The organism is Microbacterium sp. NPDC076768, from assembly GCF_040687205.1.
GTDB lineage: Bacteria > Actinomycetota > Actinomycetes > Actinomycetales > Microbacteriaceae > Microbacterium.
This window is the reverse complement of the sequence record NZ_JBFBMU010000001.1, coordinates 329,519-342,818: the sequence shown is the minus strand read 5'-3', so window position 1 is coordinate 342,818 and position 13,300 is coordinate 329,519. Positions and strand designations below refer to the sequence as shown.

Here is a 13,300-nt window from a genome sequence, read left to right as displayed (position 1 = left end):
AACGCTCGAACGCCACCATGATCGCAGTGAACCTCGCGAACTAGACTGGGCGCCTATTTCGCTCTCACGAATGGTGCCGCCACCGTGCCCCTGAATCACCGCGCCACCCTTGCCCGCGTGCTCGATAACCTCGGTGACGCGTTACTCGACCTGTGTGTCGGGGTTGCGGATTCGGTCGACCAGATCGGGGGAATCGTCATCCACGATCCGCTCGACGAGGCAGTGCTGCCGCTGCGCTCGATCGTGCTGGGGGTGGGGCTTTCCGACATCGCGGAGATATGTCGGGTCATCGATTCGCTGTCGCCTAGTCACGCCATCGCACTGATCGTGCGTGCGCCGTTGCCGGATGACCCTGCGATTCGCGCCGCGGCTGCCAGAAGCGGTTTAGCGGTGCTTTCTTTGCGCCGTGGGGCATCGTGGTCGCACCTAGCCGCGTTGTTGCGATCGTTCTTAGTTGATGACATCGGCGCGGAGGATGCGGAGTCGTTGGGCGGCATCCCCTCCGGCGACCTTTTCGCAGTGGTGAACGCGATTGCCGCGCTAATGGACGCTCCGGTCACAATCGAAGACCGAGAGTCACGAGTGCTCGCCTTTTCGGCGCGGCAGGATGAAGCAGACCCCTCGCGTATCGAGACGATTCTGGGGCGGCAAGTGCCGTCGCGTTACGCGAGTGAGCTCATGGAACGCGGTGTTTTTCGTGAGCTGCAGCGCAGTGACCGCCCGATTCGTGTCGAACCCCTCGATAACAGTGGCTTCTCGGTGCCCCGCGTTGCCGCGGCCGTTCGCGCGGGCGATGAGTTTCTCGGATCAATTTGGGTTGCGGCACATGAGCCGCTCAGCCCGGAGCGTGAGACGGGGCTACAGGATGCGGCGAAGCTTGCAGCGCTGCACATGCTGCGGGTGCGTGCGGGTGGCGATGCGCAACGAAGAGTGCACGCCGATCTGCTTTCGACGGCACTCGAGGGTGGCCCCGCCGCGCACTCTGCGATGTCTCGCCTGGGGCTTGCTGATCAATCGGTGATGGTCTTGGGGGTTGCTCTGGCCCGCAATGATCAAGAGTCATTGCGTGAAGGGGCTGTCGTTGCCGGTGATCGGGCACGGCTCGCAGACGCCTTCGCGATGCATCTGTCGTCGACGCACGCTGGCGCCACAGCAGCGTTGGTGGGCGATACTGCCTACGGTCTTATCCCGGTCTCGACAGCACGCACGAGGTCGGAGACGAACGCATCGCCTGGGGCCGCGCGTGCAGAAAGCGCAGGCGAAGAGCGCGCCTTTAGTATCGCAACGGAGTTTCTCGAACGGGTGGGGCGCCGCTACTCGGCTGTGATTGGCGTCGCACCAGCGGTAAGCGATGTCGCAGATCTTGCGCATGCGCGAACCACAGTAGACAGGGTGTTGCGGGTGCTTCGTGGCAAAGGGGACTCGCGGGTTGCGCGGCTAGCAGATGTGCAGACAGAGGCGCTCGTGCTTGATCTCCAAGACGTGGCTTCGGCGCGAGGTGACGAGCCCACTGGCGCAGTTGCACGGTTGCTCGCCCACGACCGCGCGCACGGGAGCGAGCTTGTGCCGACGTTGCGACTGTGGCTCGAAACCTTCGGAGACGTCACCGCTGCTGCGGGGCAGCTCTATCTGCACCGAAACACATTTCGGCACCGGCTACGCCGCATCGCAGAAGTTGGCTGTATGGATCTTTCTGATCCTGATCAGCGTTTTGCTGCCCTGTTACAGCTGCGCGTTCTGGCGCCGACCCGTCTTCCGAGCGCAGAAGAACCGGGACGAAGGTAGATACGCGCGTCCCCGACTCGGCGTCGAACCACTTCAGCTGGTGACGGTGAGTTGAATCTCTGGCGTGCCACCGGCTTCGACCCATGCGAGTGAGCGCGCGAGGATGCCTCGCAAGACATCGAGGTCGATCTGCTCAAGGTCTTTGATGTACAGGCATCCGACACCGGTGGTGTGCGGGCCGAGCGCTGCCAGTGCCTCGGCGTGCGCCCCGACACCGTCGAGCAGGTAGATCGTGGTCGCGTTCTTGCGCGGCGCAAAGCAGATCAGGCCGCTGTCGCCTTCGTTGCCTGTGGGATAGCGGTAGTGGCACGAACCGAAGCCGATGATCGTGCCCCACGTTTGCGGGGTGCGGCCGGTGACTTCTTGCAGCAGGGCGATCAGGGTCTCCGCGTCCCGGCGGCGAATGGCGGGGGACGAGCGGGAGATGAGGCCAGCGACGTCGTCGCCCGTCGGTTTCACTTGGTGCCCTTGGTGTCGGCAGATTTCGCGGCGGCCTTCATCGCCCTCTTGTGCTCGCGAACCTTCGTCAATGACTCGGGGGAGACGATATCGGCAACGCTGCGGAACGCTCCATCGTCGCCGTAGGGGGCGGATGCCTCGCGCCATCCTTCACCAGCGAAACCGTACTGCTTGCCGAGCAGCGCGAGGAAGATCTTGGCCTTCTGCTCGCCGAAACCGGGGAGAGCTTTCAACCGCTTCAACACCTCGCGACCCGAGGGGTCTCCGTCGGTCCACAATGCCGCAGCGTCGCCGTTCCAGTCATCGACGAGCCTCTGGCACAGCGTCTGCACGCGCGTGGCCATCGAACCGGGAAAGCGGTGAACGGCGGGAGTCTGCCTGAACGCTTCAAGAAACTCTTCCGGCGCCATCTGTGCAATGGTCGCGGCATCCACCGCGCCGGTTCGCTGCTCAATCTTGAGCGGACCGGCGAACGCGGTTTCCATCGCAATCTGTTGATCGAGCAGCATCCCGATAAGCAGCGCGAGCGGATTCTCGGTCAGCAGAGTATCGGCTGCGGTGTCTCCGGTGATGTGAAGTTCGGGCATGAATCTAGTTTGTCAGGGGCATCCAATTTTTGATTGGTGCTCCGTTTCGGGCCGCGATGCCTGCGTGTTCTGCGAGATCGTCGCAGGGCGTGAACTTGCTCGACTGTTGCGGCATCGCTGGCTCGCATACTTTCCGCGCGAGCTCCCTGGGTATGTATCAGCTTCACCGCTAGGGGAGGTGCGCGCAGTGCGCAGAGCGCAGAGCGAAGGGGGCTCGTGTGTCATCGAGGGAACTGGAAAACCGAGTAAAGGAGCATGGCGATATGAAGGGCGGTGAACCGAGGGATTGGCTCTGACTGTTGTCCGCCGCTCGACGGATGTGCACACTTTCGGAGATTTTGTACCGTAGGTCGCATGGATATCGCATCGATGATCGTGGGCGCTTCGATCGTCTCCATCGGGTGGATCGCCTTCTGGCCGTGGACGCAGCTGAAGCGCCTTCGTGAGTTCGAGGAGGGCGCCGCTGCCGGACCGGAATCTGCTCCGCCTACGTAACTGGGGCGCGAAGCCGCCCGTGACCGACGGCCAGGATTCGTTCTACAAGACGGGAGATGTAGTTGTGGCGACGACTCCCGCGAGTGCGAGGTTCACGGTAGTCTCGGACGACTACTTCGACGGGCCAGGGTCCACGATCGAGTTTTCGATAGTGGAGGGCGACGGCGAGTATATGCTCCGGGAAACCGCGGTGGCGCTCAGAGCCGCCGCCGCTCTCGCTGAGCTAGCGGCAGGGTGGAGATGGAATGATCAGGCCAACAACCTGAAGGATGTAGTGAAAAAGTACGGGGGAAACTAATGCGGCGTGGCACGACTTTCGCGCTTCTGCTCTTTAGCCTCGTGTTCATCAACATTCCAGCGCTTAGCTACGAGGGCGCCATGGTTTTCGCCTCTGGGTCGACGTCGAGTAGTGGTTGGGTATTCGCTCTCTTGATCGTGCCGACGTTCATTTCGAGCATCGTGGCGGGGCTGTTGGCCGTGTTGGGAGCTTTCATCGGTTCACGTGGGTCTCAGCCGGGGAATGCCTCCGAGCGGTACTCGGGGTGGGGAGCGCAGAGCGTGGGCGCGGGGATAGGTGCCGCGGTGGGCACTGGGCCGCTTCTGCTGTACATCGCGCTGCTAATGCAGGGCAGCCTCGGAATGCAGATCGCGCTTTTCGGGATGCTCATCGTGTTCGTGGGGTTCATCGTTTTCACTGCCTTGTGGAGTCGGTGGAAGGACCGTGCGAATACGGCAGCGGCAGGTGCGCGTTGAAGAGTCTCTGTGGAAGGCGGCAGAAGCCGTGAAGGCTCGCGGTACAACGCTGGCGCTCCTGCTGTTCAGTCTCGCTGTTTTCATGACCCCGGTCTTGATCTACCAAGTAGTGGCTTTTGTTCGTTTTCCGGAGAGTTTCGCATCTAACCTCTTCTGGGGCTCCGTTCTGCTCACCCTTCCTGCGTTGGTGACGAGTGTCGCTGCGGGACTGTTGGCCGCGCTCGGGGCGTTTACCGGCTCCCGTGTTTCTCAGCCCTTGGATGCAACTACGCGCTCCACTGGATTAAGAGCACAGAGCGTGCGTGCGGGAATTGGTGGAGCTGTTGGATCCGTGCCCATCGTGCTCCTCTTCTCGGTGCGATTCGTTGGCGGAGCAGCGGTGGTGCCGATTGTGGTGCTCGGCGTGCTCATAGTGTTTATCGGTTTCGTTGTCTTCACGACTCTGTGGTGTCGGCGGGTGGACCGTGTTCGCAGTGCGGCGCCTTCCTCTTCCGGCACGGAGGTCGCTGAGTGGTAGTGCGACGCGGCACGACCTTGGCGTTTCTGTTGTTCAGCGTGACGTTCGTAAATACACCGCTGATCGTTCTGGAGGTCGTCAGGCTCTTTGTAAATCAGTCGGGTATCGGAGGGCTGTATTATCTGAGCTTCGTGATGTGGCCGGCATTCGTCGGGAGCATTGTGGCAGGGCTGCTGGCCGCGTTCGGTGTGTCGCGTTCGCGGAGGAGCGAGTCGACGGGGCGAGAGCCCCAGTGGAGCGTTCAAGGTCTTGCGGCAGGGGTAGGCGGGGCGGTTGGCTTGGCCCCGCTCTTGCTCTATTTCTCGTGGCTCGCGCAGTACGGGCCAGGGGTGCTGGTCGTGCTTTTTGGGGCTCTGACTGCTTTCGTTGCCTACTTCGCTTTTGCGGCAATCTGGTGCAAACGCGTGGAACGCACGAGCGCATCGGGTGCGCTTCTGCTGTTTAGCGTTGCATTCTTGAACATTCCGGTCCTTGTTTTCGGGTGGGTGGAAATTCTCGTCGCCGAGACGGCACCGAACTCCAGTACCGCTTGGCTGCCGCTTCTCATGGTTGCGCCGACCTTCGTGGGGAGCATTGTCGCGGGGCTGCTCGCGGCGCTGGGCGCGCGGATTGGTTCACGAGTTTCGCGCTCAGCGGGCACGCTCAAACAGCACGCAGGGTGGCGTGCTCCAAGTGTCGGGGCTGGCGTTGGTGCCGCAGTGGGGTCCACACTTTTCCTGATGTACTGGTCGTTGCTTTTTCATGATGGACCCAGATTTCAGCTGCTGCTCTTCGAAGCGCTTATTGTGTTCACGGGGTTCGCCGTCTTCACCGCCTTGCGGTGTCGGAAGGATGCCGTGAAAAAGTACGGGGGAAACTAATGCGACGCGGCACGACTTTCGCACTTCTGCTCTTTAGCCTCGTGTTCCTCAACATTTCAGTGTTCGGTTACGAGGGTGTCGTGGTCGCCACCAGGTCGACGTCAACGTCGATCAGTGAGACTGTATTTCTTCTTTTGATCGTGCCGACGTTCATTTCGAGTCTCGTGGCGGGGCTGTTGGCTGCGTTGGGGGCGTTTATCGGTTCACGTGTGTCTCAGCCGGGGGATGCCTCCGAGCAGTACTCAGGGTGGGGACCGCAGAGCGTGGGGGCGGGGATAGGTGCCGCGGTGGGCACTGGGCCTCTTCTGTTGTACATCGGGGCGCTGAATCAGAGCAGTTTCGGAATGCAGATCGCGCTTTTCGGGATGCTCATCGTGTTCGTGGGGTTCATCGTTTTCGCTGCCCTGTGGTGTCGGCGGGTTGACCGTGTTCGCAGCGTGGCACCCTCCTCTTCCGACAGGGAGGTCGCTGGGTAGCTGGCCCAGGGCTGGAGTAGAACGAGCGTTACGCGGTGGCGGCGTCGTCTGCTTCGGCGGCAGGCGCCTGCGGTGCGATGTCATACAGTGCGGCGAGCGCGGAGGTGAACTCGTCTGCACGGCCGGCGGCGGCGAGTTCGTGTGCGCGCACGGTGGGGGTGTGCAGGAGAACTCCGGCGAGGTGGCGCAGTGCTTGCTCGACGCGGCCGTCTTCGTCGCCGCGTGCGCGTGCGCGGTTGATCTCGGTGTCGAGAAGGCCGAAGATGTGCGAGCGCAGGGCGACAACCTGTGGGGTCACGCTTTGGCGTGCGCCGACGACGTGGAAGACGTCGGCGGCTTCGCGCACGACGGTGCGCGCTGCGTCTGTGGCCTGCAGTTCTTCGAGCGGAGCATGCAGCCGGATGGTTTCGAGGTCGAGCAGGGCCACGCCTTCGAGGGTGGCGATCTCTGGATCGACGTTTCGGGGCATGCCCAGGTCGACCACGAGGCGGTTGGGGGCACCCGTTGTGCCAGCGGCTGCGCTTATGGGGCAACCGACGGCGGCGATGCTGGTGGGCAGTTGCAGGTGTTGCGGGCCGAGCACTGGTTCTGTCGCTGTGGTGCAGGTGATGAGCAGACTCGATCGCGCTGCGGTGTGCGCATAGTCATCGGCTGCGACCGGACGGATGCCGTGCTTCGCGGCGAACACCTCGGCGCGGCCAGAGGGTGAGTAGACCGAGATGTCGACGGCGCCGCGTTCGCGAAGCGTGGCGAGGGTGACGGCGGCGTAGGCGCCGGTGCCAACGAGCAGCACGCGTTCCGCCGACCAGTCCGCGATGCGGCTGTCGGCGAGTTCCAGCGCGAGACGCACGAGCGAGCGTCCTGCGCGACCCAGGGCTGTGACGTTTTTGACCTTGCGCTGTGCCTGGCTGGCGCGCTGAAACAGGCGCTCAAGCTCTGGCGAAGTGGTGCCGTCTTTGCGGGCTGATTTGAGGGCACGGCGCACCTGACCTGCGATCTCCCCTTCGCCGGATACGACGGATTCGAGTCCTGAGGCAACAGAGAAAAGGTGTTCGGCGACGCGGCGTCCTGAGTGCACGGCGTATGCGCCGTCGAGGTCGGTGGCGGCGATTCCGGTCGCAGATTCCACTGCTTCCAAGACTGCTTCTACACCGATGGCGCCAGCTACCGTGACCGGCTCATCCATTTCTACGTACGCCTCGAACCGGTTGCACGTCGCCAAAACAACCGCACCCTGCACGCACGGCGTCATGCCCACGATGGTGGAAGCGACGTCGTCGGGGGTGCGGCTCAGGCGTTCGAGCAGTTCGAAAGAGGCGGTCTGGTGACTCGCCGTGACACACAGCAGCACAGATCGATTGTACCGGAGCGTATGCGGGGGTGGTTCAGACAGTCGAACTCGGCGGCCCCATAAGCGCCTGGTGGGAGGATAGAGACATGGCACTTTCCGACGCCCCTCTGTTGCGCGCCCTCGCCGGCGACCGTCCCACTCACGCTCCGGTGTGGTTCATGCGACAGGCAGGCCGGTCGTTGCCGGAATACCGCGAACTGCGCGTGGGAACGCGGATGCTCGATGCGTGCCTCACTCCCGATGTGGCCGCCGAGATTACTTTGCAGCCGGTGCGCCGGCACGGTGTCGATGCGGCGGTGTTCTTCAGTGACATCGTCATCCCGCTGCGGCTTGCTGGCGTCGAGGTAGAGATCGAACCAGGGCGCGGACCCGTGTTCGTGAACCCGATTCGTACCGCGTCAGATGTCGATCGCGTCACCGCCATCGACCCGGAAGACCTGGATGGAACCGCGATCGCCGAGGCTGTCGGGATCGTCACTGCCGAGCTGGGCGACACCCCGCTGATCGGCTTCGCTGGCGCCCCCTTCACTCTTGCCGCTTATCTGGTCGAAGGTGGTCCGTCGAAGGAGCACCTGCGGGCACGAGCGATGATGCACTCCGACCCGGATTCCTGGAACAAGCTGGCCGGTTGGTTGGCCAAGGTCTCGCGTCGTTTTCTGGAAACCCAGCGCGATGCCGGTGCCTCTGTCGTGCAGCTGTTCGACAGCTGGGCCGGATCCCTCAGCGTCGCCGACTACCGCACTTTCGTCGCCCCGCACTCGCGTGCAGCGCTGGAAGGCATCGGGCTCCCGAGCATCCATTTCGGTGTCGGTACCGGCCCTTTCCTCGCCGACATGCGCCTTGACGGCATCGTCGACGGTGTCGGGGTCGATTGGCGTCAGCCGCTCGATGAAGCAGCCGCGATCCTCGGACCAGACATCACGGTGCAGGGCAACATCGACGCCGCGTTGCTCTCTGCACCCTGGCCTGTGCTGGAGGCGCACGTGCGCGATGTCGTCGAACGCGGCCGCGCTGCCCGCGCACACATCCTGAACCTGGGCCACGGCGTTCCACCGGAGACCGACCCAGACCAGCTCACCCGCATCGTGGAGCTGGCCCACACGATCTAGCGATCAGGGCGTGCGCCGTGTTGACACCCGGTGTGCGATCCGCAGATCGTCCCAGCCGAAGCGGCCGTCGGGGAGAGCTGCACGAATGCGATCGTCAGTGAACTGCCGCGAAGGACGAATGTCTACCGGCGCCTCCGGCGCGTAGGGGGCTGGTTCGCTCACGCCCTCGGCAAGCATCCGTGCTTGCGCCTTCGCCACGAGCGGCACAACCATCGTCCATTCCGTCAGCTGAGCGAGCACGCGGATCGTCCACGGGGGCATCGGGAAGTAGGCAGGGCGACGGCCGGCGACCCGTGCAATTCGACGGATGGACTCACCCAGCGTCATCTCATCCGCGCCCATTACAGCGATCGTGGGTTCGGGGATGCGTCCCTCGACCGCGGCGAGGAGCACGTCGACCGCGTCGTCGATCGGCACAGGGCGGGCCGTGCGTTCCCGGTAGCCAACGGTCCAAAACAGCGGCACCGTCCGCACCGCTCTCGCTACGTGGTTGACCATGTGGTCGCCTGGTCCGTAGATCATTCCGAATTTGAGGATCGTGTGGGGGATGCCCGCTCCGCGAACAATCTCCTCCGCCTCCCATTTGGACTCGTGGTAACCGGAGCCGCAGTTCGGCCGCGCCCGCAGAAAACTGATCAGCACGATGCGCTTCACGCCAGCGCGCTGGGCGGCTTCCACCACCGCCTTCGTTCCATCAATGTGTACGCGGCGGAAGGTTTGGGATCCGATCTCGCGGTTGATGCCCGCGCAGTGGGCGACGACATCGCACCCTTCGAACGCGGCGGCCAAGGCGTCGACGTCGGTGATTTCGACACCGTTGCGTCGCGAGATCACGACCGGGTTCTCGAGACGCTCGGCCAGGTGGCGGCCGACGAATCCTGTGCCGCCAGTGATTGCAACTCTCATCGCGTTTCTCCTTCGCTCTTTAGCTACCTGGCTACAGAGTATCTAGCAAGAGTGCTATATTGCAAACATGGCAGATAGCGCGACCGATATCTTTGCGGCGTTGGCGCACCCCACTCGACGCCAGATTTTGCAAGACCTCAAAGACGGGGAACTCGCGGCAGGCGAGATCGCCTCGCGGTTCTCGGCAAGCGGGCCCACCATCTCCCGACACCTGGGCGTTCTTCGCCAGGCGGGGCTTATTACTGAGCGCCGCGATGCGAACCGCATTCTGTACTCGCTTGTCGGAGAACGGCTCGCCCTCTCGGTGGGCGACTTTCTTTCCACGGTGTGCCCTGAGCAGGTCGTGCTGCGCGAAGTGCGCAAACGGGGCCGAGGTGCGACAGAATCCGACGACTCACCGGAACCCTCGGTGCGAGAATTGAAGGCATGACCCCTGAGCTTCCCGAGTCGTCCGACCTCGCAGCCCGAGCCGCGGAGACTCACGTCGTCGTTGTCGGCGGCGGTGTCGGAGGGCTCGTTGCCGCACGGGAGTGCGCGAAGGTAGGCATGCGGGTGACGCTGCTGGAAGCATCCGAGAATCTCGGCGGGGTGATTCGACGCGTTGAGCTCGACGGTGTGGTGCTCGACGCAGGCGCCGAAAGCTACGCGACTCGTGGCGGGCATGTACGCGCTCTGCTGGAAGAGCTCGGCCTGACCGACCAGGTTGTTGCCCCGCGTGCGGGTGGTGCATGGCTTGCCGGTATTCCTGGTGTGGGTGCTGCACCGATGCCAGTCGGCGGGATTCTCGGTATCCCCGCCAACCCTTTTCAAGACGACGTGCGTCGCATTCTCGGGTGGCCTGGTGTCTGGCGCGCATACCTCGACCGCGTGCGTCCGCCGCTCACTATCGGTCACGAGCTCAGCCTCGGCAAGCTGGTCTCGTCGCGGATGGGCGCGAAGGTGCGCGATCGTCTGGTCGCGCCGGTAACGAGCGGGGTCTACTCCGCATCCCCCGAAGATGTCGACGTTGATGTCGCCGCCCCAGGACTCAACGCGGCACTCACGCGCGTGGGCTCACTGTCGGGGGCCGTACAAGAGCTGCGCGATAGAGCAGCATCTTCGGCGGCAACCCCCTCGGCGCCCGCAAAGGCACCAGGAGCAGCTGTCGAAGGACTCCGTGGTGGGATGAGCGTGCTCGTCGACGCGCTCGCCGACGATCTGGCAACCCTCGGCGCGCAGATACGCACGGGGGTGCCGGTGCGCTCACTCCGCAGGTCGGGCGAGAGCTGGGCCATCGAAATTGAGCCCGAGGTGCCCGAGGTGCCAGCGGGTGAAGCGTCCGAGATCGAACAGTTTGAGCCAGAACAGTCTGAGCCAGAAGAGTTGATCGCAGACGCAGTCATCGTCGCAACGCCAGAGTCGGTGGCGCGATCACTGCTCGCAGGCGTCGCCCCCGCGCTGCACAAGATGGAGGAGACCTCTGCACCCGAGGTCGAGATCGTCACTCTTCTGTTGGAGGGGTCGCAGCTCGCATCCGCGCCCCGAGGCACCGGGGTCTTGACGGTGCCAGGGAGTCACACCGCCAAGGCGCTCACTCATTCGACAGCAAAGTGGGCGTGGGTTCGGGAAGCCGCAGGAACCCGCGAAATCGTGCGCGTTTCATTCGGGGCGCAGGGTGAGCCGGCCGCTACCGCCGAAATCAGCGACGATGATGCGTTCGACCTCGCTCGCCGACAGGCAGAGGCGCTTCTGGGTGTGAGTATCGAGCCAACCTCGGTGGTGGCCTCGCATCGCGGCAGCTTCGTGCAGTCGCAACCTGCCTCTGTGATCGGCGCAGGGGAGCGTCGCGCGGGTGCTCGCCAGGCGATCCACGCGGTGCCTGCGCTCGCCGTGGTCGGTGCCTGGCTCGCCGGAACAGGCCTCGCCCAGGTCGTGCCGGATGCCCGTGAAGAGGTCGACCGGCTCCGCAGATCTCTTTTATGGGACTGACTGCTTATCGTCAACCCCTTCTCGTGTAGATGCCGAGATTGGCATACAGGGCTACGCTGGGAACCTGATCCGCAGGGCTCACTGCCAGCGGTCAAACCCAACCGGGCGAATCTGGCCGGAACAACCGGAACAAGGTGAGGAGCACCCATGAAGGGGAAGATCGGACTTGTCGTCGGACTCGGCGCTGGCTATGTCCTCGGCACCCGTGCCGGGCGAGAGCGCTACGAGCAGATCAAGACACAGTGGTTGAAGGTCTGGAACCTCGACCCCGTGCAAGAGCAGGTTTCCAAAGTTTCGGGCTTTGTCGGCGATAAGGCCGCGGCCGTTCCTGGTGCAGTCTGGACGGGAGTCGTCAAGGTGGCAAAGACGGTCACCGGCTCTGGCACACCCGGTCAGCGACTGGACTCCGCTATCGCTACCAGCAGGGAAGTAGCGGAAGACTTGGAAGAGGCGACAGAAGAAGCCGTAGAGGCAGCCAAGGCTGCGGGCTCGTCGAACTCCACCGCAAAGAAGCCTGCTGCGAAGAAGTCGACGTCTACCAAGACTTCGTCCGCAAACACGACGGCAAACAAGACCGCCCCCAAGAAGTCCGGCGCCTGAGATGCCCCGCGGATACCGTGATCGGGCTGATGACAGCCTGCTGACCCTTCTCGGGGACTTGCCAGAGCTCGTTACCAAGCTCGTGAAGGCCGAGATCGATGCCGCAAAGGCATGGGTCTCCCGCACCGCGAAAGACGCCGGTATTGGTTCGGTGTGGTTCCTGGTCGCCCTGTTCTTCCTGTTCTGGGCCGTGCCAGTGATCCTCGTCTTCGCGATCGCCGGACTGTCGTCGTGGTGGCCCGTGTGGCTATCGGCGATCGCCGTCTTCGGCATTTTGATCGTCGCCGTGCTGCTGTTCGCGCTGCTGGGCATTCTGAAGTTCCGCAAGGTACTCGCTCGTCAGAATCCCGCGCAGGCTGTTGCTGAAGACATTCGACTCGTGAAGGAGGCCGGCGATGACGAACTCTGAGATGGTGCCGCGCACTGCCGTACCCGCGGGGATCGTTGACCCCGTCGCCTCGGCGCGTGCCGAGTTGAAGGCTGCGCTTGCGGCCATCGAGATCAAGGGCAACGTACCCCGACGCGTAGAAAAGGCTTCTGTGCGTGCCGCAGCTAAGGCGCGTGTCTTCGCCGACCGCAACCCACTGGGCGCGATGGTCATTGCCGTTGGCGCCGCCGCCGCTGTAGGCGGAGCAGTGTGGGCGATCGCCCGCGCGATTTCGCGCTGACGCGCACATTTTCTGGATGCCGCTAACTGCCTTTCGCGGGCAATTAGCGGCTCCTGCGTAAACGAGGCAGACTGGGGAGCATGATGTCCGAAGAGCGCGATGAGAACCCGTCCGGCTTCACCCTGTGGGCCGTCTGGCGCCGCAATCCTGACGTTCCTGTCACCGAGACGGAGTCGACCGAGCTAGAGACGATCGTCTCCTACATCGAAGACTCTGGCGTGACAGTGCGCGGGTTCTACGACGTCTCTGGTCTGAAGGCAGACGCCGACCTCATGGTCTGGCTGCACGGCGAGACGGCAGAAGAACTGCAGAAGGCGCTGCGTCGTCTTCGTCGCACTGAGCTGTTGCGCACTCTTCTTCCCGTGTGGAACGTGATGGGGGTGCACCGCGATGCGGAGTTCAACCGCGCCCATGTTCCCGGGTTCCTTCGAGGCGTCGAGCCGAAGGACTGGCTGTGCCTCTACCCGTTCGTGCGCACGCCGGAGTGGTACCTCGCTCCCGAAGACGAGCGTCGCAAGATGCTCGCAGACCACGGACGACGAGGAGCCGCGTTTACCGGCGTCCTTGCCAACACCGTCGCCTCGTTTGCGCTCGGCGACTACGAGTGGCTGCTGCCGCTTGAGGCTGATGAACTCACCGATCTCGTCGACTTGATGCGCGATCTTCGCTACACCGAGGCGCGCCTCTACGTGAAGGAAGAGGTGCCCTTCTACACAGGGCGCAGACTTCGCTTCGACGAGATCGCGGACGTCTTGCAGTAATCGAT

General features: G+C 63.5%; 18 protein-coding genes. 14 read left to right on the top strand and 4 right to left on the bottom strand.

Features of this window, described 5'->3' with window-relative positions; all coding sequences use genetic code 11:
* Nucleotides 1-84 precede the first annotated feature (84 nt).
* Entirely contained in the window at nt 85-1,785 is a 1,701-nt protein-coding gene (locus AB0O87_RS01800; protein WP_363511164.1) for a helix-turn-helix domain-containing protein, read from the top strand.
* Between the two features lie 33 nt (nt 1,786-1,818).
* On the opposite strand, the gene AB0O87_RS01795 is transcribed toward AB0O87_RS01800, so the two are convergent.
* Together AB0O87_RS01795 and AB0O87_RS01790 are read right to left on the bottom strand one after the other, a co-directional pair.
* The gene (locus tag AB0O87_RS01795) at nt 1,819-2,244 is read right to left on the bottom strand and encodes a DUF1801 domain-containing protein (RefSeq protein WP_363511162.1); all 426 of its coding nucleotides are present in this window, start codon (nt 2,242-2,244) and stop codon (nt 1,819-1,821) included.
* Entirely contained in the window at nt 2,241-2,831 is a 591-nt protein-coding gene (locus AB0O87_RS01790) for an HhH-GPD-type base excision DNA repair protein (RefSeq protein ID WP_363511160.1), read from the bottom strand. The genes AB0O87_RS01795 and AB0O87_RS01790 overlap by 4 nt, the downstream gene beginning before the upstream one ends.
* A gap of 354 nt (nt 2,832-3,185) precedes the next feature.
* On the opposite strand from AB0O87_RS01790, the gene AB0O87_RS01785 reads away from it, so the two are divergent.
* From AB0O87_RS01785 to AB0O87_RS01760, 6 genes are read left to right on the top strand one after another with little or no spacing between them, the layout of a single operon-like run.
* Nucleotides 3,186-3,326: a hypothetical protein gene (locus AB0O87_RS01785; RefSeq protein WP_363511158.1), complete on the top strand. Its 141-nt coding sequence runs from the start codon at nt 3,186-3,188 to the stop codon at nt 3,324-3,326.
* 19 nt (nt 3,327-3,345) lie between these two features.
* Nucleotides 3,346-3,624 (top strand): hypothetical protein, encoded by a 279-nt coding sequence (locus tag AB0O87_RS01780; RefSeq protein ID WP_363511156.1) that lies wholly within the window; start codon nt 3,346-3,348, stop codon nt 3,622-3,624.
* On the top strand, nt 3,624-4,079 hold the full coding sequence (locus tag AB0O87_RS01775; RefSeq protein ID WP_363511154.1) for a hypothetical protein: 456 nt from the start codon (nt 3,624-3,626) through the stop codon (nt 4,077-4,079). The genes AB0O87_RS01780 and AB0O87_RS01775 overlap by 1 nt, the downstream gene beginning before the upstream one ends.
* Nucleotides 4,048-4,596 carry a hypothetical protein gene (locus tag AB0O87_RS01770; protein ID WP_363511152.1) on the top strand — a complete coding sequence of 183 codons (549 nt, stop codon included), beginning with the start codon at nt 4,048-4,050 and terminating at the stop codon, nt 4,594-4,596. The genes AB0O87_RS01775 and AB0O87_RS01770 overlap by 32 nt, the downstream gene beginning before the upstream one ends.
* Nucleotides 4,597-4,634: 38 nt before the next feature.
* Entirely contained in the window at nt 4,635-5,456 is an 822-nt protein-coding gene (locus AB0O87_RS01765; protein ID WP_363511150.1) for a hypothetical protein, read from the top strand.
* A complete protein-coding gene (locus tag AB0O87_RS01760; protein WP_363511148.1) occupies nt 5,456-5,932 on the top strand; it encodes a hypothetical protein in 477 nt (158 codons plus the stop codon). Before AB0O87_RS01765 ends, AB0O87_RS01760 begins: the two co-directional genes overlap by 1 nt.
* Before the next feature lie 28 nt (nt 5,933-5,960).
* On the opposite strand, the gene AB0O87_RS01755 is transcribed toward AB0O87_RS01760, so the two are convergent.
* Complete coding sequence (locus tag AB0O87_RS01755; protein WP_363511146.1) at nt 5,961-7,283, bottom strand: glutamyl-tRNA reductase; 1,323 nt, start codon at nt 7,281-7,283, stop codon at nt 5,961-5,963.
* Nucleotides 7,284-7,369: 86 nt separating this feature from the next.
* Between AB0O87_RS01755 and hemE the strand changes: the two genes are divergently transcribed.
* Nucleotides 7,370-8,392: a uroporphyrinogen decarboxylase gene (gene hemE / locus AB0O87_RS01750; RefSeq protein WP_363511145.1), complete on the top strand. Its 1,023-nt coding sequence runs from the start codon at nt 7,370-7,372 to the stop codon at nt 8,390-8,392.
* A gap of 3 nt (nt 8,393-8,395) precedes the next feature.
* Here the strand turns inward: hemE and AB0O87_RS01745 are convergent, their stop codons facing one another.
* A complete protein-coding gene (locus AB0O87_RS01745; protein ID WP_363511143.1) occupies nt 8,396-9,298 on the bottom strand; it encodes an NAD(P)H-binding protein in 903 nt (300 codons plus the stop codon).
* Nucleotides 9,299-9,365: 67 nt separating this feature from the next.
* On the opposite strand from AB0O87_RS01745, the gene AB0O87_RS01740 reads away from it, so the two are divergent.
* The 6 genes from AB0O87_RS01740 to hemQ all read left to right on the top strand — a co-directional run bounded on the left by AB0O87_RS01740 (nt 9,366) and on the right by hemQ (nt 13,295).
* Nucleotides 9,366-9,728, top strand: a complete 363-nt coding sequence (locus tag AB0O87_RS01740; protein ID WP_363511141.1) for a metalloregulator ArsR/SmtB family transcription factor — start codon at nt 9,366-9,368, stop codon at nt 9,726-9,728.
* Complete coding sequence (hemG, locus tag AB0O87_RS01735; protein WP_363511139.1) at nt 9,725-11,266, top strand: protoporphyrinogen oxidase; 1,542 nt, start codon at nt 9,725-9,727, stop codon at nt 11,264-11,266. The genes AB0O87_RS01740 and hemG overlap by 4 nt, the downstream gene beginning before the upstream one ends.
* Nucleotides 11,267-11,413: 147 nt before the next feature.
* The gene (locus AB0O87_RS01730; protein ID WP_363511137.1) at nt 11,414-11,866 is read left to right on the top strand and encodes a hypothetical protein; all 453 of its coding nucleotides are present in this window, start codon (nt 11,414-11,416) and stop codon (nt 11,864-11,866) included.
* Nucleotide 11,867: 1 nt separating this feature from the next.
* Nucleotides 11,868-12,275 carry a phage holin family protein gene (locus AB0O87_RS01725; protein ID WP_363511135.1) on the top strand — a complete coding sequence of 136 codons (408 nt, stop codon included), beginning with the start codon at nt 11,868-11,870 and terminating at the stop codon, nt 12,273-12,275.
* Entirely contained in the window at nt 12,262-12,534 is a 273-nt protein-coding gene (locus AB0O87_RS01720) for a hypothetical protein (RefSeq protein ID WP_363511133.1), read from the top strand. Before AB0O87_RS01725 ends, AB0O87_RS01720 begins: the two co-directional genes overlap by 14 nt.
* A gap of 80 nt (nt 12,535-12,614) precedes the next feature.
* On the top strand, nt 12,615-13,295 hold the full coding sequence (gene hemQ, locus AB0O87_RS01715; RefSeq protein ID WP_363511131.1) for a hydrogen peroxide-dependent heme synthase: 681 nt from the start codon (nt 12,615-12,617) through the stop codon (nt 13,293-13,295).
* Nucleotides 13,296-13,300 lie beyond the last annotated feature (5 nt).

Excerpts from the sequence above, each read along its gene's own strand:
- AB0O87_RS01790 (WP_363511160.1), bottom strand. The coding sequence starts at position 2,831 with ATGCCCGAACTTCACATCACCGGAGACACCGCAGCCGATACTCTGCTG.
- AB0O87_RS01785 (WP_363511158.1), top strand. The coding sequence starts at position 3,186 with ATGGATATCGCATCGATGATCGTGGGCGCTTCGATCGTCTCCATCGGG.
- AB0O87_RS01775 (WP_363511154.1), top strand. The coding sequence starts at position 3,624 with ATGCGGCGTGGCACGACTTTCGCGCTTCTGCTCTTTAGCCTCGTGTTC.
- AB0O87_RS01760 (WP_363511148.1), top strand. The coding sequence starts at position 5,456 with ATGCGACGCGGCACGACTTTCGCACTTCTGCTCTTTAGCCTCGTGTTC.
- hemE (WP_363511145.1), top strand. The coding sequence starts at position 7,370 with ATGGCACTTTCCGACGCCCCTCTGTTGCGCGCCCTCGCCGGCGACCGT.
- AB0O87_RS01745 (WP_363511143.1), bottom strand. The coding sequence starts at position 9,298 with ATGAGAGTTGCAATCACTGGCGGCACAGGATTCGTCGGCCGCCACCTG.
- AB0O87_RS01740 (WP_363511141.1), top strand. The coding sequence starts at position 9,366 with ATGGCAGATAGCGCGACCGATATCTTTGCGGCGTTGGCGCACCCCACT.
- hemG (WP_363511139.1), top strand. The coding sequence starts at position 9,725 with ATGACCCCTGAGCTTCCCGAGTCGTCCGACCTCGCAGCCCGAGCCGCG.
- AB0O87_RS01730 (WP_363511137.1), top strand. The coding sequence starts at position 11,414 with ATGAAGGGGAAGATCGGACTTGTCGTCGGACTCGGCGCTGGCTATGTC.
- AB0O87_RS01725 (WP_363511135.1), top strand. The coding sequence starts at position 11,868 with ATGCCCCGCGGATACCGTGATCGGGCTGATGACAGCCTGCTGACCCTT.
- AB0O87_RS01720 (WP_363511133.1), top strand. The coding sequence starts at position 12,262 with ATGACGAACTCTGAGATGGTGCCGCGCACTGCCGTACCCGCGGGGATC.
- hemQ (WP_363511131.1), top strand. The coding sequence starts at position 12,615 with ATGATGTCCGAAGAGCGCGATGAGAACCCGTCCGGCTTCACCCTGTGG.